The organism is Pseudomonas migulae NBRC 103157 (assembly GCF_002091715.1).
In the GTDB taxonomy this organism is placed as follows: domain Bacteria; phylum Pseudomonadota; class Gammaproteobacteria; order Pseudomonadales; family Pseudomonadaceae; genus Aquipseudomonas; species Aquipseudomonas migulae_A.
Window position 1 is genome coordinate 64,964 of sequence record NZ_BDAG01000017.1, and the last position, 22,808, is coordinate 87,771.

The window sequence follows — 22,808 nt, forward strand, 5'->3', positions numbered from 1 at the left end:
CAAACCACGGATCAGAAACACAACCCACTGCAGGAGCGAGCACACTCGCGAAAAACGCAGGAAACAAGCTCTGTCCCCTTTGCTGCCAGTGGACGGCAAGGCAGCAAAACAGTAGCGTTGCGCCACTTTCTTCTTTGTAACGGACTACACATGCCCACTGTCGCTCGAGCCTCGCGCCTGTTCTGCGCAATCACTTTTGCCGTTGTGATGACCCCGGCGCTCGCCGGCCTGTCGAGTGAAACCCCGGAATACGCCAGGGCGGGCTACCTCTCCGATTGCCAGAAATTTCTGCAGGTGGTGGCCGAGGTGCAGGCCGGGCGCCAGACGCCCAAAGAAGCTACTCCCGCTATCAAGATGCATCTGAGTACCTTTGAGTTACATCGCTACTACCTACCCCAGTCAAGCCTTGGCTCCCCCGAATACGCTCGTTGTGAGAGCGGCGTTCCCATAGCGAAAGAGATCGCGGACAAGGGCGAAATTGAACTCAGCGAAGACGTGGACGAGTATCTCGCGCAAGCCCAGATCAAACACCAGGCCTCCCCGGCATACAAGCGTGCTCGCTCTCTGGGCTTCATCGACGTCGGCGAAATCGGGGAACTCGACCAGCACGCCGAGGCGGATGGTGAAGAGAACCTGAAGAGGTTGATGATCAGAGTCGATTCTGGTTGCGGCGAAAATTTCCGTGCCTCGAAATACGTCAAACCTTACGTGATCTACACCGTGGGTCCTTGGGATGGCAACTGCGTCAAAAACCGGAACGTCGCTGTGCTGGGTGGCAAAGTCGCGGAGTGGGGTGAGTACATTGATGACGAAGTGGTTTATCAGTACGTGGGATGGAAGACACTGCCTGGACAGGATGGATTCCCCGTCAACATTCGAGTCGTGAAAGTGGTGAAGTAACCCGCAGGGATTTTTCTTCGAACGGAGGATGGGCAGATGATCGACTTCAACAACAAAGGCTTCTTCAAACTCAAGCAAAACGAAGAGTACGCAGAACGCGTCAGTGCACTGCTGCTGGAAGGCGAGCACGTCATCGACTCGTACAAATCCATGCGCGACGGCGTCGTCTTCACCAACAAACGCATCATCGCCGTCAACGTCCAGGGCCTCACCGGCAGCAAAAAAGACTTCACCTCGCTGCCCTACAAAAACATCGTCGCGTACTCGGTAGAAACCTCCGGCACGTTCGACCTGGATTCAGAACTGGAGATCTACTTCTCGTCGCTGGGCAAAGTGAAATTCGAATTCACCGGCCGGACGTCGATGGTAGAAATCTCAAAACTGATCTCCCAACACCTGCTCTGACCCGCGTGCCCAAAGGCCCCGAAACCCCGGGGCCAACAATGCTAATCAATCCACCGCGACCACTGTAGGAGCCGGCTTGCTGGCGATAGCGCCAGCCCAACCACCACAAAACTTCGCACTGAATCACAATCCCAAGGAGCGAGCTTGCTCGCGAAAAACCCAAGCCACCACCAATCCCGCTGAATGACCGCAATCTTCGCGAGCAAGCTAGCTCCTGCAAGTGCCTTAAATAACTACAGACAGACTCTGGCCCTTTCGGACGCTACCCCTCAGCCATCCCCTCCGCCCGCTTATTCGCCACCTCATTATCCCGATCCCGCGTCACCGCCTTCGCCACATCATCCACCACCGCCTTACTCATCGCCGTCAAATAATGCGCGGCCCAGGCGTGGTAATCCGTGTCCTTGGCATAAGCCGCATCCTTGGTCAGCGCCTTGGCGATACACAGAAAATCAGAAGCCATGGCCAACGCATCGCCGGCGGGCACGTTACGGGTGACATGGAACAGCGCTTGATCGCCGCAGTAGATGGCGGGGGTGAGGCCGATGGTTGTGAGTTCGGGTTGGTTGGTCATTGGCCACCTCCGATGAGGGAGAGGTGGTGGGGGAGGGTGTTACGTGATTGGGAATTGTGTAGAGGGGGAAGCTGAATTTTGTACGGATTTGTTCTGTTCATGGTCAACGTCCTTGATTTGAGGAGCTGCCACGAGCCTTCTCACGGGCTTGGGTGACAGCCGTGCGCGGGGTGAGAAACCGGCAATCAAGGCAACCGGTAGACCCGAAGGTCTCCCACGCACAGCCGCCATAAAGCCATATCGCAGACGAAAAAAAACGCCACGACAGGTTTTGGGGCGCTTTGCGCCTTGATTGTTTCGGGCTCTCACACCCGGTCGCTGAATTGGCAGCGACGGTGGGAGGGTATCGTGCAGGTCTCATTCCTGCAACCTTCGAAATCACTAGGTAAAAATTAGGCCAAAAACCTCGCAAACTCGGTTTATAAAGGCTCAGCAGCCGGCCGGGGGACGTGGCACACTTCCATCATGAAACGCACTGAACCAAAGTGGCGCCATCCGTCTGCGGGTTACATATTTACGCTTCGGGTCCTTGCGCACTTACCTCATAATCGCCCGCTTCTACCGGTCGTCTCATCGGTAACTCTGCTTCTCTACCAATCTGTAGCCGCTGCCGACGCAGCGGGCAAGTGAGATTGCCGAGCTGCTACCACACAAATGGGCGCCCGTTTAACCGTCTTTGGAGACGCGGGCAGTGTTTATTTCGTGAAGCAAGTCTCTAGAACTTGGCCAGATGTTTCATCTATCCGGCAATTGAATCCAGAAAAATTTCCTACCCAAAGAGGCTCCTCGTTCGTTACACCGGTATAGGCATCCACGGCCCCCATTCCAATAGCTGGCGCTCGCCAAAGTAAATTGCCTGACGAGTCGTAGCAAAAAAGATTTTGCGCAGGAGCATTCCTCTCAAAAGCCATCCAGTCAAACGTCACCAGCACCCGCCCGTTGATCAATACGGCTTCAAGGGCAGGATATTCAACCTCAAACCTTACCCCCTCTCCGAAAATCCAGTTACCGCTAACTTCGAGTTGCATAGGTTCTCTTCCTGTCCTTATCACCGCGATGGTTTCCAATGCGGTTTTCTACCGTATCACGCTGCGACGTCGGTTTGACCTGCTCCAGCCTGCTGTCAGGTACGTGGCGGCCAGAGGTTGAAAGCTCTGTGATTCGGTGCTGATGAACTCCAGGTTTTCATCCAGTGGCAGGCGCGCAGCGCACGTTATCGGCGATGCCGGTTGATCCGCGCTGCTCTATCCAATTGGAAAGCTCCTCCACTGCGACGAGTTTGATCCAGTCGGCGCGACTCAATGGGCATGATCCGTACGAGTATTTGAAGGACGTCCTGACACGTCTGCCGATGCAGCGGCGAGTGAAATTGACGAGTTGCTGCCGCATAGGTGGACGGCCGTTTAACCACGCAAGGTGTGTTGGGCGGACGCTTACATTGAATCGGCCGTTCCGCCGGTGTGGACCGGTTTCGATACTGACTCTCTAAACGTCATGATTGAAGAAAGACATGCAGCCAGAAGAAACTATTGGTTTCGCAGGCAGTTCGATAAGTTGCTTGTTCGCTGGCTGAGTTATCACTACGGGTATATCTGGAAGGAAATCGTCAGCCGTTTCTAGTTCGCGTGTAGCGCTCCATGCGCTCGGATCGCGGGTAAAACTCGTCGCGAAAACTGTAGGTCCAGCGTTCCAGTGCGCGAAGGCGGCGGGGGATACCGCCTCACTCGATCATTTACTGAATGTCTTTCAGGTAGTCCTTAAGCGCGATGAGCGGCGCATGAAGCTGTTCCATTGTCCGAGCACTGCTGAAACCAACTGACAACCGTTGCAGCTCTCGCCCTAGCGGTGTTTCAGCGCCACCTATAGCGTCCAGCGCCAAACCTGTACAGTGCGCCACTCTAAACCGAATGCCCTCGATATCACCCCGGCGCACAAGTAACCCGAATACCTCCCGCTCGTAATCGCTCATGACCGGATCATCCCGCAGAATCGGACTCGTCCCCTCCGTCTCATAAACCAGCTTGAGACAGAACAGAGCAACAGTTTCCAGCAGCAGTTCCATGGGATGAATCCTTGAGAAGGGGCGTACCGACCGAGGACGAAAAAAGCCAAAAGCATCGCCAGCAAGCCGGCTCCTACAGGTCGGTGGGGTGTCAGGTGCTTTTCTACAGGTGAAAAAAAGGCCTTGCAAAGCAAGACCTTTCTTAATTTTGGTGCCCGAGGGAGACTCGAATAATAGCATAACTGTATAATTAACATAGTTTTTTGCATGTGTACACTTCCACGTTGTACCGTGAAGTGTACATCCTACCTGCCTCCAATAAGGACTGGTATGGATGGAAGCTTGATAGGATTTCTCCATCCAATTTCCGACGAGCTGTGAATAATATCTACAAAAAACTGGTTACGGATAGACTCCCTGGTCTACCAAAAAATGCCGAACCGACACATGGCGAACTTTCGCGATTAGTCGGGCGTCATGAGCACAGCAAGCGTTATCTTGATGAACTCCTCGTTTCGATCGATCGTGTTCAGGGCGCCCCGAACATTGTCGGCGACGTCCGCCGATCCGCGCATCTCTACCCAGTTCGAAAGCTCCATGATGGCGGCCTCCAGGGCGAGCTGGTTTTCGTTGATCTTAAATAGCAGGGAAGGGAGTAAGTCTGAGTTTGGCATTGTGCAATCCTCCGTGAAATTTTCAGCGTAGCAGGGGGATTACTGACCTCGGTAGGGAGTTGCGCATGGTCGGAAGGACGCCGGGAGGAGGGTGCATCCACAGTCGATTTCTGCCAGTCACGAAGGGCCGCAGTCGACCCCTTCGTGGAAACTACCTAACGAATCGAAGTTGTCATTGATTTGGCAGTTAAGCAAGCTCCACTATTGAGCTGGTATAATTAATTCTACCTCGAACCACATATCGCGACTCAACCGTAAGTTTTGCCCCGGTATTGAATATGGCATTAGTAACTATAAATAGGCGTGGCGGCGCTGATCCCATGAACAATCTTGCGATAACAGACTCGCCACTCTCAAACAATTGTTTTTCAATTTCGGCATTGAAAACCAAGCGCTCGAAAATATTGCTATGCCTTTGATACGCGGCGGCGGTGGCTTTCAGCTCAACTTTTTTCGGGGCGTGGCCTCTTTCGTCTAACCATAAGTCAAACCCCTTATCTCCTACCTCTTTTCCCCGGAACTCATAATTGGGGTGCCTAAATTCGGTCAGCAAGTAAAGTTTTGCTCTATCTTCAATTGCACGAGTCATCTTTGCTCTCCTTCTCTTGATCACCTTCTTCGCAGGATGGCGGTTGTTTTGTGTTTATCACAGCCTCTCCAAAATAACAAATCTTGGACTGCTCAAGTTTTCGAGATTCCCAAGGCGCAGTGCTGCATATGCTTGGATTGTCGCGCCGATACTCCGAATCACATGATGTGAAGAAAGGGCACCGCATCCTGACTGGCTGTTTTATCTTGTCATTCTCAACTTTAAAAAATTCAAGAACATAACTAAAGGCGGCTTGAGCTACTCTTCGGCCATAGGTAATATCTGCGTCAAGTTTATGAGGTAGAGATATATCAAACATAAGGTCTCGCATGAATTTATCATCTGGGCCCTCCCGCTCCTGAATAAGGAACCCAACACCATGTTTGTCCATCGCAGCATTTATGGCAGCCCCACCCAATCTGGAAAATTCGTTTACCAAATCAATTTCAAAAAACGGATTATCTATCCGGTAAAGGTAGTTTTTCTTCATTAGATTCGCAGTATGCTTGACGGCTCGCGCAAATGGGGAATCTAAAGGCAGCATGTTTTTTATCATGTCAACTTGATCATTCATGACATGCGTATTTGTCTTGAAATGATCGGATGCTTTTTTTGTTATTTCGATATCTGGATCTTTTTGCTCACACTTATTTCTTTCCGACCAATCTAGTAGCCCTGCAAGGTAAGAAGGAGGATCGGGAAGCTGAAGTGAAAATATTGCACAACGCAATATTGTTTCTCTTTCAAGGGTTGGCGATATAAGTGTTGCCAGACCATTAATCAATAGGTATGGATCAATAGGAGCAGATAGGGGCAGCTCTTTCAAATTTCTCAGAAATCTCGACTCTAGCGCAAATGCAATATATTCGACAATTTCATGACAGCCGATTTTTATCTTGAAAACTTTGTCATCAACCTTGCTCACAACATCACAAAGCAGCTTTGTGGACGGATAGTTCTCGTCTCCCTCAATATATGCCGTGTCCTTTTTGCAGGAAATAAAATCCAGATCATCCAAACGAAGGCTTGCTTCTATTTTATTATTCTGTGCTGCCCTAGAATCTAAACGATGTTTATATTGCTTTCGGATGTCGGCAAAATCCTGAATCGGCAAGTGGTCATCTCCGATGCATAAGCCATTATGGTCAATGATGGCCCGAACATTTGACCACAGTATCACGGCGTGTGAGTATGCAGTTACTCCATGAATTGTTGAATTATTGTGTAGATAATGAAGCCACTCGTGGATAAAAAAACCAGTTTGATGTGGAGTTTGAAAGCCTTGAGGTTCTTCCGGATCCGCAAAAGCGGGAAATACAGACTTTAGTCTGATGCATTGGTAATCTGGTGAGTACGTTGCTGCCACCTGAGTAGCCATTCGGTATGCCTCCATTCATTTTATCGCTCTTGGCTTCTGCTTGAGCCAAAGCCGTGAGGTCAAAGATATCAGCTTCATTATATGAGCGGCTGCCTTTGGCCGTTTTCTGACCTTCGCTTAGGGGGTGAACTGCCAGGATTTTCCTAGACGATGAGTGAGTAATTGCATGGTCAGCAAATAGTAATAGCGCGTCGATTCAGTGCGCTTGTTTAGATGGTGATTCAAAAACCATGCAAGGTGTTTTCTCTGCCAAGTCCATGGGTTGTCGCATTGCCAGCGCTCAGCGATCGCTGTTTGGATAGTCTTCGCCTGACGCAGGTGGCGTTGGCGTGTGGTGTGTGACCCGGTCAAGACGCCCGCCAGGAACAGCTCCATATCGAATGCCGTGTTCATGCTCGACCACCAATGTAAGCCGATACCACGCCGATACGGCCGTGCCCCAGCTCATAGCTGATTTGTACTCGGGCCTCCTGATCGAGGTGTCGGTTGAGCTGATAGCAATGGCCACCGTTGATAGGCGCGGGATGATGGGTGATTTGCTCGTAACGTTCGCACGCATAGGCTGCCCGCAATTCGTGGAAGCCTTTGAGGTTGTACTGATGGAGGATGTCCCGTGCAGGGCCGACGATTCCCTGCAAGAAATCGAGGTAGCGTTCGTTCGGTGCAAGCAGGTTGCGGCTATCGTCGGGCGAGACCTTTTCGGCAAACCTCAGTGCGTCACGAATATGATCATTCTCCCTGATCCAGCGAGGTGCTGACGCGCCTGAACGGCCACCTTTGGTACCGTCCTGGATGTTGATCTTGCCGTATTGTTCGGCCTCATGCTTCAAGCGCGGAAGGTCGGCCAAAATCGCCTCGCGTAAGCGCATGCCTGTGGCTCGGGCCAGCTGCACGATGGCGGCGGCGCGCGGCAGTTGGTGTTCGCAGAGCGCCTCGACGATCCGCTTCACCTGTTCACGATCCTGGCCTTGCGGGGTTGCTGTGCGGACGGTTGTGCGCTGCAGTCCTAAAGCCTTGCTCGGACTCGACACCTTCACATACTGATCACCTCGCAGCGCGGCCATGGTCCGATTCACACTGGATAATCGGTTTTGCGCAGTCGCGATAGAGAGCTCACCTTGTTCAACTTGCTGGCGCAGATACCCGGCGTAGTCCAGCAAGGTCTGCCGATCAATTTGTCGCGCATCGTTAAACCCTGGTCCATCCTCCGACCGACACCAGCGTACAAACGCCTGCCAGCGATCACTGTGCGCCTTGACCGTGCCGTAATGCCCACCGCCGAACATGTCTTTCAACGCCTGCGGCCCGGCGTAGCTCAATTGCCGGCCATAGCCAAAATTGCGCCCATCCCGTTTACCGACCAGCGCCATGATCAAACTCCTCTCGAAGTCAAAACGTTGAAGCTTTTCCCCACGTCATTCCGCCAAGAATGTTGAGTGTTATCAGGGATCAAGGCCCCTGCGACCTGTGAGGGTTGTCCACTAACGCGGGACTGTCGGCTCTTTACGACCGGGAGCTTGGGCATCTCATGATCTGGCCTCCTGAACACCGTTACCGGTGGGCGGGTGGAGGCTGCACTGGCTGACGAGGCCAGTGCCGCGAGATCCTGAGTCAGGTGAAGGCAGTGAAGCGATGACCGGGGCATGCCTGACTGTCAGTCAGGTGCAGTCCATTCCGTAGGCTGCGGCACCATCATCTGCATCGCCGTTGCTGGTGACTTCGGTGTTTGTCACGCCGATTGTCACGAGGGGAAATGCCGCAAAGCCTTGTACGAGATGGGCTGCAGCAGCGGTAGGAGCGCCCGTCTCTTTCCGGAAGAAAGAGACGGGCGCAGGTTGGCGCAATGAAATGGCCAAGCGGATAGGTTGCTGCAGGGCAGCTACGAAGGGGTGTGAGTTGCCGCAGTGGCCACTCTGGTAGAAGTAGGCATCCATCACATCGCTGTGACTGTGCGAGCCGCCGGACGCTCATCGCACTTTGGGAGAACCACCACGGTGTGGCGTAGCCTTAAAGGTTCTGGCTACCTGAGTTGCTGTCAACGACAGCGCTTTGCCCGATCTTTTTTACGCCTGTGGATAATTCGGGTCAAGGCTCGAATTATCCGGAGTTCTGCGGCGGTGGATGAAATTATCCACCGGTGGAAATCCGTGGTTTTCCACAGACAGTTGCGTGGGCTTTAGATTTTTTAAGTGAGGTCCATCCAAGCAGGGCGGCTTTGCAGCCCTGTTTGGGTGGACCCGCGTGGAAGGCTGGGCTGTGGAGATCTCACCGACTTACCAGTGTTGGAATGCGCCACGGTAGTTTTGCAAGGCGATGATGTTGTCGTCGACCGGGTCGAATTGGTGAGGCGTCACGTGATCACTGAGTCGCCGTTGAGTCTGTCTCGATAGGCAACTTTTGGAGGTGATCATCTTTGTGTGCATGGGATGCTGTTAGAGGCGGTGCAGAAGGGCGTGCGAGGAACTGATTAACGCGAGTATCAAATTGATCGCGAAGGTTGGCTGTAATGCCTTCTTTGAGGGCGTCGAGATAGTCTGCATACCACTGCATCATGATCCGACGTTGCGGCAGGTATAGGGCTTGATTGTACTCGCCAGAGATGCCGCCCTCGACGTGAGCCAGCTGGCTCTCGACATGGTCCTTCAGCCAGCCATGTTCTCGCAGCAGCGTGCTTGCGGTATGACGAGTGCCATGGCTGACGAGTCGTCCTTTATAGCCGATCTTGGCGAACACCAGGTTGATCGTGTTTTCACTGATGACTGGCTGCTTTTCACCATTGCCTGGGAATAGATACCGACTGCGGCCAGTGCTTTGGTTCAGTTTGGTAAGCATGGCGATCAATTGATGAGGTAGAGGGCTGACGTAGTCTCTGCGCATCTTCATGCGGGCGGCCGGGATGGTCCATATCCCTTCCTCAAAATCGATTTCCTCCCATTTTGCGTAGCGAACCATGCCGGGGCGGCTCGCTGTCAGAATTGTCATCCATGATGCAATCCTCGCTGGTAGCCGGCTGGTGGTCTTGCTTAAGGCCCGGAGAAACTCAGGTAGTTCGTGTTCGTGCAGATGTGGGTAGTGTTGAGTGGGCGGTGGGGCTATCGCAATGGCATGGAGTTCGGAGGCTGGATTGTGTTCGCACAGGCCGCGTGCAATGGCTTGACTGAAAATCTGTTTCAACCAGGTCCGGGTCTTGTCCGCAACATTGAAGGCGCCTCGTTTTTCGATGCAGGCCTGCAGTTTTGCGCAGTCGCTTCGCGTGATGAGCTCCAGTTGCTTCTCGCCGAGAGCGGGCAGTAGATCCTTATCGAGATAGTCGCGGATCTTCTTCAGCGTCGCGCTGCTGCGGCCGGAGTCCGATTTGAATTGATACCAGTACTCCGCGGCTCGCCTGAAGGTGTTGAGCCCGGCCTCCTGCTGTCGCAGTTTGTCATCGCGGCGTTTGGCGCCGGGGTTGGTGCCTTGCTTGAGTAGGTTGCGGCATTCTGCAGCTCGTTCACGGGCTTCCTGCAAGGAGATATGCGGATACACACCCAGTGACATGCGCGCCGCCCGCCCCTGATAGGTGTACCGGAAGTGCCAATACTTGCTGCCGTTGGGTTTCACCAGCAAGGCAAGACCCGAACTATCACTCAACGTGAACGGTCTGTCGGCAGGCTTGGACGCTTTGATTTGCAAGGCGGTCAATGGCATCGCTGTACACCTCCGGTTCTCGAACTGGAATATGTACAGAAAATGTACCAAAAAGAGGCTGGCTTGCAAGAGATGGGGGTGGAACCCCAGAGACCAAAAAGCCCGCAGTTAGCGGGCTCTAGAGGTGTTACGTAGACGCTGGTAGTCGTCTATGTACTGCAAATGGTGCCCCGAGGGAGACTCGAACTCCCACTCCTTTCGAAAACGGATTTTGAATCCGCCGCGTCTACCAATTCCGCCATCAGGGCTCAATGGCGGCGAAGTATAGAGATGAGATAACCGTCGGTCAATCAGGTACATGGAGAATTTTCACTATTTCCGCTAGACTTCCGGGCCCTGCTAGACGAACCCCATCATGCGCGTTGCTGACTTTACTTTCGAACTCCCTGATTCGCTGATTGCTCGCCACCCTTTGGCCGAGCGTCGCAACAGTCGCCTGTTGACCCTTGATGGGGTCAGCGGCGCCCTGGCACACCGTCAATTCACTGATTTGCTTGAGCATTTGCGCCCGGGCGATTTGATGGTGTTCAACAATACCCGGGTGATTCCGGCGCGGCTGTTTGGCCAGAAGGCTTCCGGCGGCAAGCTGGAAATTCTGGTGGAGCGGGTGCTCGACAGTCATCGTGTGCTGGCGCATGTGCGGTCCAGCAAGTCGCCGAAGCCGGGTTCGAAGATCCTCATCGATGGCGGTGGCGAGGCCGAGATGCTGGCGCGTCACGATGCGTTGTTCGAGCTGGGGTTTAGCGAGGAGGTGTTGCCGCTGCTCGACCGCGTCGGGCACATGCCGTTGCCTCCTTATATAGACCGCCCGGATGAAGGCTCGGACCGCGAGCGTTATCAGACGGTGTATGCCGAGCGTCTGGGCGCGGTGGCGGCACCGACGGCAGGGCTGCATTTCGATCAGCCGCTGATGGAGGCGATTGCCGCCAAGGGCGTCGAGACGGCGTTCGTGACCTTGCACGTTGGGGCGGGTACGTTCCAGCCGGTGCGGGTCGAGAAGATTGAAGACCACCACATGCACAGCGAATGGTTGGAAGTCGGCCAGGACGTGGTCGATGCCGTCGCCGCTTGTCGTGCTCGCGGTGGTCGTGTGGTGGCGGTGGGGACCACCAGCGTGCGTTCGCTGGAAAGTGCCGCGCGCGATGGCGTGCTCAAGCCGTTCAGTGGCGACACAGACATTTTTATTTACCCGGGCCGGCCGTTTCATGTGGTCGATGCCTTGGTCACCAACTTTCATTTGCCTGAATCCACGCTGTTGATGCTGGTTTCGGCGTTCGCCGGTTATCCCGAAGCCATGGCCGCCTATAAAGCCGCCGTGGAGCATGAATACCGCTTTTTCAGCTACGGTGATGCGATGTTTATCACCCGTAACCCCGCGCCACGTGGCCCCGAGGAAACAGAATGAGTCGCCAAAGTCGTATGTCGTTTGAGTTGCTTGCTACCGACGGCAAGGCTCGTCGCGGTCGTTTGACCTTCCCTCGCGGTACCGTCGAGACCCCGGCTTTCATGCCGGTGGGCACGTACGGCACCGTCAAGGGCATGCTGCCGCGGGATATCGTCGCGACCGGCGCGGAAATCATTCTGGGCAACACCTTCCACTTGTGGCTGCGTCCTGGCACTGAAGTGATCAAGAAGCACGGCGACCTGCACGATTTCATGCAGTGGAAAGGCCCGATTCTGACTGACTCCGGCGGTTTTCAGGTATTCAGCCTGGGCGCGATGCGCAAGATCAAGGAGGAGGGCGTGACCTTCGCCTCTCCGGTCGATGGCGCCAAAGTCTTCATGGGGCCGGAAGAGTCGATGCAGGTCCAGCGTGACCTGGGCTCCGACATCGTGATGATTTTCGACGAATGCACGCCGTACCCGGCCGACGAAGACGTCGCTCGCGTGTCGATGGAGCTGTCGTTGCGTTGGGCCAAACGTTCGAAAGAGGCCCATGGCGACAACACGGCAGCGCTGTTCGGCATCGTTCAGGGCGGCATGCACCAGGATTTGCGCATGCGTTCGCTGGAAGGCCTCGACCAGATCGGCTTCGATGGCCTGGCCATCGGCGGTCTGTCGGTGGGCGAGCCGAAGCACGAGATGATCAAGGTGCTGGATTACCTGCCGGGCCAGATGCCGGCTGACAAACCTCGTTACCTTATGGGCGTTGGCAAACCGGAAGATCTGGTTGAGGGTGTGCGCCGCGGTGTGGACATGTTCGATTGCGTGATGCCAACCCGTAATGCCCGCAATGGGCATCTGTTCATTGATACCGGCGTGCTGAAGATCCGTAACGCGTTCCATCGCCATGATGATTCGCCGCTCGATCCGACCTGCGATTGCTATACCTGCCAGAACTTCTCCCGCGCTTATCTGCATCACCTGGACAAGTGCGGCGAAATGCTGGGAAGCATGCTCAATACCATCCATAACTTGCGTCATTATCAAGTGCTTATGGCTGGTTTGCGCGAGGCTATTCAACAGGGTACATTGGCCGCCTTTGTCGATGCCTTCTACGCCAAACGCGGGTTACCTGTTCCGCCTTTGGACTGAGTTTTCTGACCCCAAGATTCAACATTTGCAACTGGAGTGCTAAATGAGCTTTTTTATCTCGAATGCCATGGCTGACGCTGCTGCACCGGCCGCTGCCGGCCCAATGGGTGGCGGTTTTGAGTGGATTTTCCTGGTCGGTTTCCTGGTCATCTTCTACCTGATGATCTGGCGTCCACAGGCCAAGCGCGCCAAAGAGCAGAAGAACCTGCTGAGCAGCCTGCAGAAAGGCGACGAAGTCGTGACCACCGGCGGCATCGCCGGCAAGATCACTAAAGTGGCTGACGACTTCGTGGTTCTGGAAGTTTCTGACACCGTCGAAATGAAGTTCCAGAAAGGCGCCATTGCCGCCACGCTGCCAAAAGGCACGCTGAAAGCGATCTAAGTTTCAACTTCTACTCAATCGACGGGGCGCGCAAGGCGCCCCGCGTCATAAGCGGGCGGCGTGATGCTGAACAAATACCCTCTGTGGAAATACATTCTGATCCTGGCGGTGCTGGCGGTCGGTCTGATTTATTCCGCTCCCAATCTATATCCTGATGACCCGGCCATTCAGGTCAGTGGCGCAAGCACTGCGCTGCAAGTCAATCAGGCTGATCTGGATCGTGTGAGCGCTGCGCTCAAGGAATCCGGGATCAACGTCAAGGCAGCCACCCTGGCGGCCAACGGCAAGGGCGGTCTGATTCGTCTGACCAAGGCTGAAGACCAGCTGCCGGCCAAAGACGTCGTGCGCAAGGCGTTGGGTGATGACTACGTCGTTGCACTGAACCTGGCGCAAACCACCCCGCAATGGCTGCGCAGCCTCGCCGCGCACCCGATGAAGCTGGGTCTGGACTTGTCCGGTGGTGTGCACTTCCTGCTCGAAGTGGACATGGACAAAGCCATCGACGCACGCTTGAAAGTGTACGAAGGCGATGTGAAGAGCCTGTTGCGTAAAGAGAAACTGCGCTATCGCAGCCTGCCGCAACTCAACGGCGCCATTCAGCTGGGTTTCAGTGATGAAGCTTCCCGCGAACAGGCCCGCACACTGATCCGCAAGAACTTCAACGATTTCGACATTGTTCCGGCCGACCTCAATGGCCAACCGGTGCTGCGTCTGGCGATGACCCCGGCCAAGCTGGCGGAAATCCGCGAATACTCCATCAAGCAGAACTTGACCACGGTACGTAACCGCGTCAACGAGCTGGGTGTTGCCGAACCGATCGTTCAGCGTCAGGGCGCCAACCGCATCGTGGTTGAGCTGCCGGGCGTGCAGGACACCGCAGAAGCCAAGCGTATCCTCGGCAAGACGGCCAACCTTGAGTTCCGTCTGGCTGCAGAGCCTGGCGCTTCGAAAGCCACTTCCGAGACGTTCGAGTTCCGTGAAGGCAATCGTCCGCCAGCACAGATCGAGCGTGGCCTGATCATCACCGGTGACCAGGTGACTGACGCCAAGGCTGGCTTCGGCGAGCATGGCACGCCAGAAGTGAACATCCGCCTGGATGGCCACGGTGGCGAACTGATGAGCCGTGCGACCCGCAGCAACGTCGGTCGCAGCATGGCGGTGATCTTCATCGAGCAACGTCCGGTCACCACTTACACCAAGCAAGTGGTTAACGGCGTCGAGAAAGACGTAGCGGTTCAAACCTTCAAGGAAGAGAAGAAGATCATCAGCCTGGCGACCATCCAGTCGCCGCTGGGTGCTCAATTCCGCATCACTGGCCTGAACGGCCAGGGCGAGTCGTCCGAACTGGCGCTGTTGCTGCGTGCCGGTGGTCTGGCTGCACCGATGTACTTCGCTGAAGAGCGCACCATTGGCCCGAGCCTGGGTGCGGACAACATCGTCAAGGGTATCGATGCATCGCTGTGGGGCATGCTGTTTGTCTCGCTGTTCATCATCGCCATCTACCGCTTCTTCGGCATCATCGCCACCGTCGCTCTGGCTGTGAACATGGTGCTGCTGCTGGCCCTGATGTCGCTGCTGGGTGCAACGCTGACCTTGCCGGGTATCGCCGGTATCGTATTGACCATGGGTATGGCGGTCGACGCCAACGTTCTGATCTTCTCGCGGATTCGTGAAGAGATCGCGGCGGGCATGACCGTACAACGGGCAATCAACGAAGGCTTCGGCCGGGCATTTACTGCGATTCTCGACGCCAACCTGACAACTCTGTTGGTCGGCGGGATTCTCTTTGCGATGGGCACAGGTCCAGTCAAAGGTTTCGCAGTGACCATGTCCCTCGGGATCTTTACCTCGATGTTCACGGCCATCATGGTGACCCGCGCGATGGTCAACCTGATCTTCGGCGGTCGTGACTTCAAGAAGTTGTGGATTTAAGGGGCTGCCATGTTACGTACAATCAACTTCATGGGCGTTCGCAACTTTGCGTTCGGCGTCACATTGTTCCTTACTGCGCTGGCCTTGTTCAGCGTCGCCACCAAGGGCATGAACTGGGGCCTGGACTTCACCGGCGGTACGCTCATCGAGCTGACCTACGAGCGTCCGGCCGACGTTACCAAGGTGCGCGAGCAACTGGCCACTTCGGGTTATCACGAAGCGATCGTGCAGAGCTTCGGTGCTACCACCGATCTGCTGGTGCGCATGCCGGGTGAAGATCCGCAGCTGGGCCATCAGGTGGCAGAAGCGCTGCTGAAGGTCGGCGGCGACAACCCGGCCTCGGTCAAGCGCGTTGAGTTCGTCGGCCCTCAGGTCGGTGAAGAGCTTCGCGACCAGGGCGGCCTCGGCATGCTGATGGCGCTGGGTGGCATTCTGATCTACCTGGCTTTCCGCTTTCAGTGGAAGTTTGCGGTCGGTGCGATCGTGTCCTTGATCCACGACGTGATCGTGACCATCGGTATCCTGTCGTTCTTCCAGATCACCTTCGACCTGACGGTATTGGCGGCGGTGCTGGCGATCATCGGTTACTCGCTCAACGACACCATCGTGGTATTCGACCGGGTTCGTGAGAACTTCCGTGTGCTGCGCAAGGCCAGCCTGATCGAGAACATCAACATCTCGACCACGCAAACCCTGCTGCGGACCATGGCGACGTCGATCTCCACGTTGCTGGCGATCGCGGCCCTGCTGTTCTTCGGCGGCGATAACCTGTTCGGCTTCTCCATCGCCCTGTTTATCGGTGTTCTGGCGGGTACTTACTCGTCGATCTACATCGCGAACGTGGTGCTAATCTGGCTGAACCTGAGCACCGAGGACCTGATTCCTCCTGTGGCCACTGACAAGGAAGTCGACGACCGTCCATAACGGCCTCGCATTCCCCGCTGTCAGCCCAAAAAGGCGCGAGTTGAACTCGCGCCTTTTTTTGTGCTCCAAGGCTGGGAGAAGCGCGGACATGTTCCGCGGGTGATGGTCAGGAGGTTCATGTGAACAAGTCGATGCTGGTTGGTGCTGTACTGGGTGCTGTCGGTGTGACTGCCGGGGGTGCTGTGGCCACCTACAGTCTGGTTAAAAATAACGGCCCGGAGTATGCGCAAGTACTCGCCGTTGAGCCGGTCAAGACGCAAATCAAGACTCCACGTGAAGTGTGCAAGGATGTAGCAGTGACTCGGCAAGCGCCGGTGAAAGATCAACACCAGATTGCCGGTACGGTGGTAGGTGCACTGGCAGGTGGTCTGCTGGGTAATCAGATCGGCGGCGGCACCGGCAAGAAAATTGCCACGGTTGCGGGCGCGGTCGGTGGTGGTTATGCAGGCAACAAAGTTCAGGAAGGTATGCAGGAACGTGACACCTACACCACGACGCAGACTCGCTGTAATACAGTGAATGACATCAGCGACAAGGTTGTAGGTTATGACGTTCGTTATTCGCTGGATGGCAAGGAAGGCAAGGTGCGGATGGATCGCGATCCGGGCAACCAGATTCCGGTCGACAAGGAAGGCAAGCTGATTCTGGGGCAGAACGAACAGAATCGCTAACTACTCAGGTTCAAGAGTCAAAAAAGAAGCACCCTGCGGGGTGCTTTTTTTGTGCCCGGAATTCATGCATCACCACAAATCCCTGTAGGAGCCGGCTTGCTGGCGATAGCGGTGTAACAGTCGACATGAATGTTGAATGTCCGACCGCTATCGCCAGCAAGCCGGCTCCTACAAGGGGGCGATGGTGTTCTAGGGGTGGATTTCCAGGCATAAAAAAAGCACCCCGAAGGGTGCTTTTTTGTCGCTGCGAGCTTAGCGCTTCAGCGAGGCCGGCAGGTGCGGCTGGATCGCCGTCAGCACTGCCTTGAAGCACTTGGTGTTACCGGCAACGATGTGGCCTTTCTCGAGGAAATCGTGACTGCCGGTGAAGTCGCTCACCAAACCGCCGGCTTCCTGGATCAGCAGGGCGCCTGCAGCCATGTCCCACTCGGACAGGCCCGACTCCCAGAATGCATCGAAACGACCGGCTGCTACGTAAGCCAGGTCCAGGCTCGCCGAGCCAGCACGGCGGATGCCGGCAGTCTGGCCAACCAGGGCGCGGAACATGCCCAGGTAGTTGTCGAGGTTGTCCATCTGATCGTCACGGAACGGGAAGCCAGTACCCAGCAGGGCGCCGTCCAGGCTGGTGCGGCCGCTGACGCGCAGGCGACGACCGTTCAGTTGAGCGCCGCGACCACGGCTGGCGGTGAATTCTTCCTGGCGAACCGGGTCCAGAACAACAGCGTGTTCCAGGCGACCGCGGTATTTGCAGGCGATGCTGACTGCGAAGTGAGGAATGCCGCGCAGGAAGTTGGTGGTGCCGTCCAGCGGATCGATGATCCACAGGTATTCTTCGCCTTCGATCCCGGTGCCGGCGTGCATGCCGGTTTCTTCACCCATGATCGAGTGGTTCGGGTAAGCCTTGCGCAGCGCGTCGATGATTTTCTGTTCAGCGGCGCGATCCACCTCGGATACGTAATCCTTGGCGTCTTTTTCGTCGACCTTGATGGTATCCAGGCGCTCGATGGAGCGGAAGATCAATTCACTGGCGCTGCGGGCGGCGCGCAGCGCGATATTCAGCATGGGCTGCATGGATGTGTCACCTAAGGTTGTTAAAGAAAGCCGGGCATTCTATCAGAACTTTTCTACAGGTGAAGGTTGGTGTTCGCTTTCATAGCTTAACGGTAGGATGAACTGTAAGATTCTGCTCCCAAAATTGTGTTCGAGAACGCCTCCCGTGCTGCATAACATTCGTGTCGTCCTGGTCAATACCAGCCACCCCGGCAATATCGGCGGGGCTGCGCGTGCCATGAAGAACATGGGCCTGTCGCGGCTGGTGCTGGTCGAACCGCGTTTGTTCCCGCACCACGAAGCCGATGCGCGAGCCTCCGGCGCCGGGGACATCCTTGAAAACGCGCAAGTCGTCGCCACCTTGGAAGATGCCTTGGTCGGCTGCAATCTGGTGCTGGGCACCAGCGCCCGTGATCGTCGCATTCCCTGGCCGTTGCTCGATCCACGCGAATGCGGGACGAAAGTGGTCGAGGAGGCGGGGCAGGGCGCGGAAATCGCACTGGTATTCGGTCGCGAAGATTCCGGTTTGACCAATGAAGAGCTGCAGCGATGTCATTATCACGTGCACATCCCGTCAGACCCTGAGTTCAGCTCGCTGAACCTTGGGGCAGCGGTGCAGGTGTTGAGCTATGAAGTTCGCATGTCCTGGCTGGCGGCCGAAGGTCAGCCGAGCAAGGTCGAGAAGGAAGAAGTGGCCTCCGTCAAAAGCGCTGAGCTGGCGACCATGGATGAGCTGGAGCGGTTCTATGAACACCTGGAACAAACCCTGGTGGCCATTGAATTCCTCGATCCGGAAAAGCCACGGCACTTGATGGCGCGCCTGCGTCGGTTGTACGGACGAAGCTCGGTCAGCCGGGCGGAAATGAATATATTGCGTGGCATCCTCACGGAAACCCAGAAAGCGGCCCGTGGTGAGCTTCTAAAGCGGAAGGATTAATGATGTTCGAGCGTTTGCGTGAAGATATCCAGAGTGTTTTCCATCGTGACCCGGCGGCGCGTAACGCTTTTGAAGTCCTGACTTGCTACCCGGGCATGCACGCCATCTGGATCCATCGCCTGTCGGCAGCCTTGTGGCGTGCCGAGCTGAAATGGCTGGCGCGGCTGGTGTCGAACTTCGGTCGCTGGTTGACCGGGATCGAGATTCATCCGGGTGCCAAGGTGGGTCGGCGCTTCTTTATTGACCATGGCATGGGCATTGTCATCGGTGAAACTGCAGAGATCGGCAACGATGTCACCCTTTATCAAGGTGTGACTCTCGGTGGCACCAGCTGGAATAAAGGCAAGCGTCACCCGACTCTGGAAGATGGGGTTGTGGTGGGTGCCGGTGCCAAGGTGCTCGGCCCGTTCACCGTTGGCGCGGGTGCCAAGGTTGGTTCCAATGCCGTGGTGACCAAGGCTGTGCCGGCCGGCGCGACTGTCGTCGGCATTCCAGGGCGGATCATCGTCAAATCCGACGAAGAGCAGGATGCCAGGCGCAAGGCAATGGCCGAGAAGATTGGCTTTGATGCCTACGGTGTTGGCGAAGACATGCCGGACCCGGTGGCGCGCGCCATCAATCAGTTGCTTGATCATCTGCAGGCAGTTGATGGTCGTCTGGAGGGGATGTGCGGGGCGCTGAAGGATCTGGGCAGCAATTACTGTGCGAAAGATCTGCCTGAGCTGCGCGAAGAAGATTTCGCCTGTGTGAAGGACAAGGATCAGAGTCAGGCCAGCTAAACCGAGTTGGCCCCTTCGCGAGCAAGCCCGCTCCCACATTGAATCTCCAGTGGCCATAGATTTTGTGTGCGACGAAGATCCCATGTGGGGGCGGGCTTGCTCGCGAAGAACGGCAACGCGCATTCGCTGGCTGTAACCGCCCCGCCTTTGCTATGATGCTGCCGCTCTTTTGCGGGTAATCCTGACTAAAGTACTAGGTCTTATAGTTGACTTAAATACTCGGGAATTGCATACTCGCCCCATTCCGAACTCCGTGGTAATTGTCCATGCGACTGACTACAAAAGGCCGATACGCCGTGACCGCCATGCTCGATCTGGCGTTGCACGCGCAGCACGGGCCGGTGTCCCTGGCCGATATCTCCGAGCGCCAAGGCATCTCCCTGTCCTACCTCGAACAGCTTTTCGCCAAGTTGCGCCGCAGCAATCTGGTATCGAGCGTCCGTGGTCCGGGTGGCGGCTACCAGCTGTCCCGCGACATGCAGGGCATTCAGGTTGCCCAGGTGATCGATGCGGTAAACGAATCGGTCGATGCCACCAAGTGCCAGGGCCAGGGCGATTGCCATCAAGGCGACACCTGCCTGACTCACCACTTGTGGTGCGATCTGAGCCTGCAGATTCACGAGTTTCTGAGCGGTATCAGCTTGGCTGACCTTGTCACTCGCCGTGAGGTACAAGAAGTAGCCCAGCGTCAGGACCAGCGCCGTTGCAACAGCAAGGCGCCACGCCTGGACAAGATTGAAGCGTCCGCCGTCGAATGACAGCCAAAGAGCTAGCGGCACGCCAGCCAGCCTGATTTAGGAGATAGTCCATGAAATTGCCGATTTACCTTGATTACTCTGCGACCACCCCGGTTGATCCGCGTGTTGCGCAAAAAATGAGTGAATGCCTGCTGGTCGACGGAAACTTCGGTAACCCGGCGTCCCGTTCCCACGTGTTCGGCTGGAAAGCTGAGGAGTCCGTCGAAAACGCTCGTCGTCAGGTCGCAGACCTGGTCAACGCCGACCCGCGTGAAATCGTCTGGACCTCCGGTGCCACCGAATCCGACAACCTGGCAATCAAGGGTGCGGCGCATTTCTATGCGACCAAAGGCAAACACCTGATCACCACCAAGATTGAGCACAAGGCTGTCCTCGACACCATGCGCCAACTGGAGCGTGAAGGCTTCGAAGTGACCTACATCGAGCCTCGCACCGATGGTCTGGTTACGCCTGAAATGATCGAAGCAGCCCTGCGTGACGACACCATTCTGGTTTCGGTCATGCACGTGAACAACGAAATCGGCACCATCAACGACATCGCGGCCATCGGCGAACTGACCCGCTCCAAGGGCATCCTGTTCCACGTCGACGCCGCTCAGTCCACTGGCAAGGTCGAGATCGACCTGCAGAAGCTGAAAGTCGACATGATGTCGTTCTCCGCCCACAAAACTTACGGCCCTAAAGGCATCGGCGCGCTGTACGTCAGCCGCAAGCCGCGTGTTCGCATCGAAGCGACCATGCACGGCGGCGGTCACGAGCGCGGCATGCGTTCCGGCACCCTGGCGACCCACCAGATCGTCGGCATGGGCGAAGCCTTCCGCGTAGCCAAGGAAGACATGGCTGCCGAGAACGTACGCATCAAAGCCCTGAGCGACCGTTTCTTCAAGCAGGTCGAAGACCTGGAAGAGCTGTACGTCAACGGCAGCATGACCGCTCGCGTTCCGCACAACCTGAACCTGAGCTTCAACTACGTTGAAGGCGAGTCGCTGATCATGGCGCTCAAGGATCTGGCGGTTTCGTCCGGCTCGGCTTGCACCTCGGCTTCGCTGGAGCCTTCGTACGTACTGCGCGCACTGGGCCGCAACGACGAACTGGCACACAGCTCGATCCGCTTCACCTTCGGTCGTTTCACCACCGAAGAAGAAATCGACTACGCCGCGCAGAAAGTCTGCGAGGCCGTTACCAAGCTGCGCGCTCTGTCGCCGCTGTGGGACATGTACAAAGACGGTGTCGACATTTCGAAAATCGAGTGGGCGGCACACTGATTTCAAGTCGCCGCAAACCAGCCCTGTCGAACCCAGGTTCGCAGGGCTTCAAGAGCGACTCTCTGATGAGTGAGGATTAAGAATCATGGCTTACAGCGAAAAGGTCATCGACCACTACGAAAACCCGCGTAACGTCGGCAAGATGGACGCGGAAGACCCGGATGTCGGCACCGGCATGGTCGGCGCCCCGGCGTGCGGCGACGTGATGCGCCTGCAGATCAAGGTCAACGAGCAAGGCATCATCGAAGACGCCAAGTTCAAGACTTACGGTTGCGGTTCTGCTATCGCTTCCAGCTCCCTGGCGACCGAGTGGATGAAAGGCAAGACTCTGGATGAAGCAGAGACCATCAAAAACACTCAGCTGGCCGAAGAACTGGCCTTGCCGCCAGTGAAAATTCACTGCTCCGTACTTGCTGAAGACGCTATCAAAGCGGCCGTTCGCGACTACAAGCAGAAGAAAGGCTTGATCTGATTTTTGGCGACGAGTAAGGAGTCACCGATGGCTATCAGCATGACAGAAGCGGCTGCTCAACACGTGCGACGCTCCCTCAACGGGCGCGGCAAAGGTGAAGGGATACGTCTGGGTGTTCGCACCACGGGCTGTTCCGGCCTTGCCTACGTGCTGGAGTTTGTCGACGAGGTGGTTGCAGAGGACCAGGTGTTCGAAAGTCACGGCGAAAAAGTGATCATCGACCCGAAAAGCCTGGCCTACCTGGACGGCACCGAGCTCGATTTCGTCAAGGAAGGGTTGAACGAAGGCTTCAAGTTCAACAACCCCAACGTACGCGGTGAATGTGGCTGCGGCGAAAGCTTCAATATCTGAGGCTACTTGTGGGTACTCCTTGTCATTTCGCTTTATTCGAGCTGCAACCGAGTTTCAATCTGGACCTCGACCAGCTGGCTACGCGCTACCGTGAGTTGGCGCGCAGTGTTCATCCGGACCGTTTTGCGGACGCTTCCGAGCGCGAGCAGCGTCTGGCGCTAGAGCAATCCGCGAGCCTCAACGAGGCCTACCAGACGCTCAAAAGTCCCCCGAAGCGCGCGCGATACCTGCTCGCTTTGAATGGTGGCGAGCTGCCGCTGGAGGTCACGGTGCATGATCCGGCGTTTCTCCTGCAGCAGATGGAGTTGCGTGAAGAGCTCGAAGACCTGCAAGACAGCGCCGACATGGCCGGTATTGCAGCGTTCAAGCGTCGCCTGAAAACCGCGCAGGATGAACTGAACCAAAGCTTCGCAGCCTGTTGGAATGACGCAGCGCAACGTGAGCAGGCCGAACGCCTGATGCGGCGCATGCAGTTCCTCGACAAGCTCACCTACGAAGTGCGCCAGTTAGAAGAGCGCCTCGACGATTAACCCAGTGCCGCTC

General features: G+C 56.1%; 27 protein-coding genes, 1 tRNA gene and 2 pseudogenes. 17 read left to right on the forward strand and 13 right to left on the reverse strand.

All coding sequences use genetic code 11. From position 1 onward, the window contains the following. The first annotated feature begins 150 nt into the window (after positions 1-150). Positions 151-900, forward strand: a complete 750-nt coding sequence (locus PMI01S_RS14910) for a hypothetical protein (protein ID WP_084320762.1) — start codon at positions 151-153, stop codon at positions 898-900. Between the two features lie 36 nt (positions 901-936). Continuing rightward, positions 937-1,305 (forward strand): PH domain-containing protein, encoded by a 369-nt coding sequence (locus tag PMI01S_RS14915; RefSeq protein WP_084320763.1) that lies wholly within the window; start codon positions 937-939, stop codon positions 1,303-1,305. A 262-nt stretch (positions 1,306-1,567) separates the two neighbouring features. On the opposite strand, the gene PMI01S_RS14920 is transcribed toward PMI01S_RS14915, so the two are convergent. The 3 genes and pseudogenes from PMI01S_RS14920 to PMI01S_RS32420 form a co-directional block, all read right to left on the reverse strand. Then, a complete protein-coding gene (locus PMI01S_RS14920) occupies positions 1,568-1,879 on the reverse strand; it encodes a DUF3077 domain-containing protein (protein WP_084320764.1) in 312 nt (103 codons plus the stop codon). A gap of 695 nt (positions 1,880-2,574) precedes the next feature. Next, entirely contained in the window at positions 2,575-2,907 is a 333-nt protein-coding gene (locus PMI01S_RS14925; protein ID WP_084320765.1) for a DUF7957 family protein, read from the reverse strand. Between the two features lie 48 nt (positions 2,908-2,955). After that, a pseudogene (locus PMI01S_RS32420) lies at positions 2,956-3,151 on the reverse strand (hypothetical protein); the annotation flags it as partial. Positions 3,152-3,155: 4 nt separating this feature from the next. Between PMI01S_RS32420 and PMI01S_RS14930 the strand changes: the two are divergent. Both PMI01S_RS14930 and PMI01S_RS32610 read left to right on the forward strand, forming a co-directional pair. Next, positions 3,156-3,286 (forward strand): annotated as a pseudogene (locus PMI01S_RS14930) (transposase domain-containing protein); the annotation flags it as partial. Between the two features lie 51 nt (positions 3,287-3,337). Next, on the forward strand, positions 3,338-3,499 hold the full coding sequence (locus PMI01S_RS32610; RefSeq protein ID WP_420874871.1) for a DUF7079 family protein: 162 nt from the start codon (positions 3,338-3,340) through the stop codon (positions 3,497-3,499). Positions 3,500-3,611: 112 nt separating this feature from the next. On the opposite strand, the gene PMI01S_RS14935 is transcribed toward PMI01S_RS32610, so the two are convergent. The 9 genes from PMI01S_RS14935 to PMI01S_RS14975 form a co-directional block, all read right to left on the reverse strand. Next, complete coding sequence (locus tag PMI01S_RS14935) at positions 3,612-3,941, reverse strand: hypothetical protein (protein WP_084320766.1); 330 nt, start codon at positions 3,939-3,941, stop codon at positions 3,612-3,614. A gap of 404 nt (positions 3,942-4,345) precedes the next feature. Then, positions 4,346-4,555, reverse strand: coding sequence for a hypothetical protein (locus tag PMI01S_RS14940; protein WP_034128036.1), 210 nt, complete (start codon positions 4,553-4,555; stop codon positions 4,346-4,348). Positions 4,556-4,742: 187 nt separating this feature from the next. Then, positions 4,743-5,144 carry a hypothetical protein gene (locus PMI01S_RS14945; protein ID WP_084320767.1) on the reverse strand — a complete coding sequence of 134 codons (402 nt, stop codon included), beginning with the start codon at positions 5,142-5,144 and terminating at the stop codon, positions 4,743-4,745. Next, positions 5,128-6,522, reverse strand: coding sequence for a hypothetical protein (locus PMI01S_RS14950; RefSeq protein WP_139272968.1), 1,395 nt, complete (start codon positions 6,520-6,522; stop codon positions 5,128-5,130). Before PMI01S_RS14950 ends, PMI01S_RS14945 begins: the two co-directional genes overlap by 17 nt. Positions 6,523-6,639: 117 nt before the next feature. Then, on the reverse strand, positions 6,640-6,915 hold the full coding sequence (locus tag PMI01S_RS14955) for a hypothetical protein (RefSeq protein WP_034128033.1): 276 nt from the start codon (positions 6,913-6,915) through the stop codon (positions 6,640-6,642). Then, the gene (locus PMI01S_RS14960) at positions 6,912-7,892 is read right to left on the reverse strand and encodes an integrase domain-containing protein (RefSeq protein ID WP_084320769.1); all 981 of its coding nucleotides are present in this window, start codon (positions 7,890-7,892) and stop codon (positions 6,912-6,914) included. Before PMI01S_RS14960 ends, PMI01S_RS14955 begins: the two co-directional genes overlap by 4 nt. A gap of 288 nt (positions 7,893-8,180) precedes the next feature. Next, positions 8,181-8,456: a hypothetical protein gene (locus PMI01S_RS14965; protein ID WP_034128031.1), complete on the reverse strand. Its 276-nt coding sequence runs from the start codon at positions 8,454-8,456 to the stop codon at positions 8,181-8,183. A 424-nt stretch (positions 8,457-8,880) separates the two neighbouring features. Next, a complete protein-coding gene (locus PMI01S_RS14970; RefSeq protein WP_027605406.1) occupies positions 8,881-10,209 on the reverse strand; it encodes a tyrosine-type recombinase/integrase in 1,329 nt (442 codons plus the stop codon). Between the two features lie 163 nt (positions 10,210-10,372). Continuing rightward, a tRNA-Leu gene (locus tag PMI01S_RS14975) sits at positions 10,373-10,457 on the reverse strand. Positions 10,458-10,564: 107 nt separating this feature from the next. On the opposite strand from PMI01S_RS14975, the gene queA reads away from it, so the two are divergent. From queA to PMI01S_RS15005, 6 genes are all read left to right on the forward strand, one after another. Next, on the forward strand, positions 10,565-11,614 hold the full coding sequence (gene queA, locus PMI01S_RS14980) for a tRNA preQ1(34) S-adenosylmethionine ribosyltransferase-isomerase QueA (RefSeq protein ID WP_084320770.1): 1,050 nt from the start codon (positions 10,565-10,567) through the stop codon (positions 11,612-11,614). 14 nt (positions 11,615-11,628) lie between these two features. Next, entirely contained in the window at positions 11,629-12,744 is a 1,116-nt protein-coding gene (tgt, locus tag PMI01S_RS14985) for a tRNA guanosine(34) transglycosylase Tgt (RefSeq protein ID WP_162491076.1), read from the forward strand. Between the two features lie 43 nt (positions 12,745-12,787). Then, on the forward strand, positions 12,788-13,126 hold the full coding sequence (gene yajC / locus PMI01S_RS14990) for a preprotein translocase subunit YajC (RefSeq protein ID WP_007916913.1): 339 nt from the start codon (positions 12,788-12,790) through the stop codon (positions 13,124-13,126). Positions 13,127-13,189: 63 nt separating this feature from the next. Then, positions 13,190-15,058, forward strand: coding sequence for a protein translocase subunit SecD (gene secD / locus PMI01S_RS14995; RefSeq protein WP_084320771.1), 1,869 nt, complete (start codon positions 13,190-13,192; stop codon positions 15,056-15,058). 9 nt (positions 15,059-15,067) lie between these two features. After that, positions 15,068-15,982 carry a protein translocase subunit SecF gene (gene secF / locus PMI01S_RS15000; RefSeq protein WP_084320772.1) on the forward strand — a complete coding sequence of 305 codons (915 nt, stop codon included), beginning with the start codon at positions 15,068-15,070 and terminating at the stop codon, positions 15,980-15,982. Positions 15,983-16,101: 119 nt separating this feature from the next. Further along, positions 16,102-16,653, forward strand: coding sequence for a glycine zipper 2TM domain-containing protein (locus PMI01S_RS15005; RefSeq protein WP_084320773.1), 552 nt, complete (start codon positions 16,102-16,104; stop codon positions 16,651-16,653). Positions 16,654-16,905: 252 nt separating this feature from the next. Here PMI01S_RS15005 and suhB read toward each other — a convergent pair whose 3' ends face one another. Then, positions 16,906-17,724, reverse strand: coding sequence for a type III secretion system regulator SuhB (gene suhB / locus PMI01S_RS15010; protein WP_084320774.1), 819 nt, complete (start codon positions 17,722-17,724; stop codon positions 16,906-16,908). A gap of 145 nt (positions 17,725-17,869) precedes the next feature. On the opposite strand from suhB, the gene trmJ reads away from it, so the two are divergent. The 7 genes from trmJ to hscB all read left to right on the forward strand — a co-directional run bounded on the left by trmJ (position 17,870) and on the right by hscB (position 22,795). Further along, on the forward strand, positions 17,870-18,640 hold the full coding sequence (gene trmJ, locus PMI01S_RS15015; RefSeq protein ID WP_084320775.1) for a tRNA (cytosine(32)/uridine(32)-2'-O)-methyltransferase TrmJ: 771 nt from the start codon (positions 17,870-17,872) through the stop codon (positions 18,638-18,640). Between the two features lie 2 nt (positions 18,641-18,642). Further along, complete coding sequence (cysE, locus tag PMI01S_RS15020) at positions 18,643-19,419, forward strand: serine O-acetyltransferase (protein ID WP_084320776.1); 777 nt, start codon at positions 18,643-18,645, stop codon at positions 19,417-19,419. A 266-nt stretch (positions 19,420-19,685) separates the two neighbouring features. Continuing rightward, positions 19,686-20,177, forward strand: a complete 492-nt coding sequence (iscR, locus tag PMI01S_RS15025) for a Fe-S cluster assembly transcriptional regulator IscR (RefSeq protein ID WP_007903581.1) — start codon at positions 19,686-19,688, stop codon at positions 20,175-20,177. A gap of 50 nt (positions 20,178-20,227) precedes the next feature. Beyond that, positions 20,228-21,442 (forward strand): IscS subfamily cysteine desulfurase, encoded by a 1,215-nt coding sequence (locus tag PMI01S_RS15030; protein WP_084320777.1) that lies wholly within the window; start codon positions 20,228-20,230, stop codon positions 21,440-21,442. Between the two features lie 85 nt (positions 21,443-21,527). After that, a complete protein-coding gene (gene iscU / locus PMI01S_RS15035; protein WP_003443374.1) occupies positions 21,528-21,914 on the forward strand; it encodes a Fe-S cluster assembly scaffold IscU in 387 nt (128 codons plus the stop codon). A gap of 27 nt (positions 21,915-21,941) precedes the next feature. Beyond that, positions 21,942-22,265 carry an iron-sulfur cluster assembly protein IscA gene (iscA, locus tag PMI01S_RS15040; protein ID WP_007903589.1) on the forward strand — a complete coding sequence of 108 codons (324 nt, stop codon included), beginning with the start codon at positions 21,942-21,944 and terminating at the stop codon, positions 22,263-22,265. Positions 22,266-22,273: 8 nt separating this feature from the next. Further along, positions 22,274-22,795 (forward strand): co-chaperone HscB, encoded by a 522-nt coding sequence (gene hscB / locus PMI01S_RS15045; RefSeq protein ID WP_084320778.1) that lies wholly within the window; start codon positions 22,274-22,276, stop codon positions 22,793-22,795. Positions 22,796-22,808: the final 13 nt, after the last annotated feature.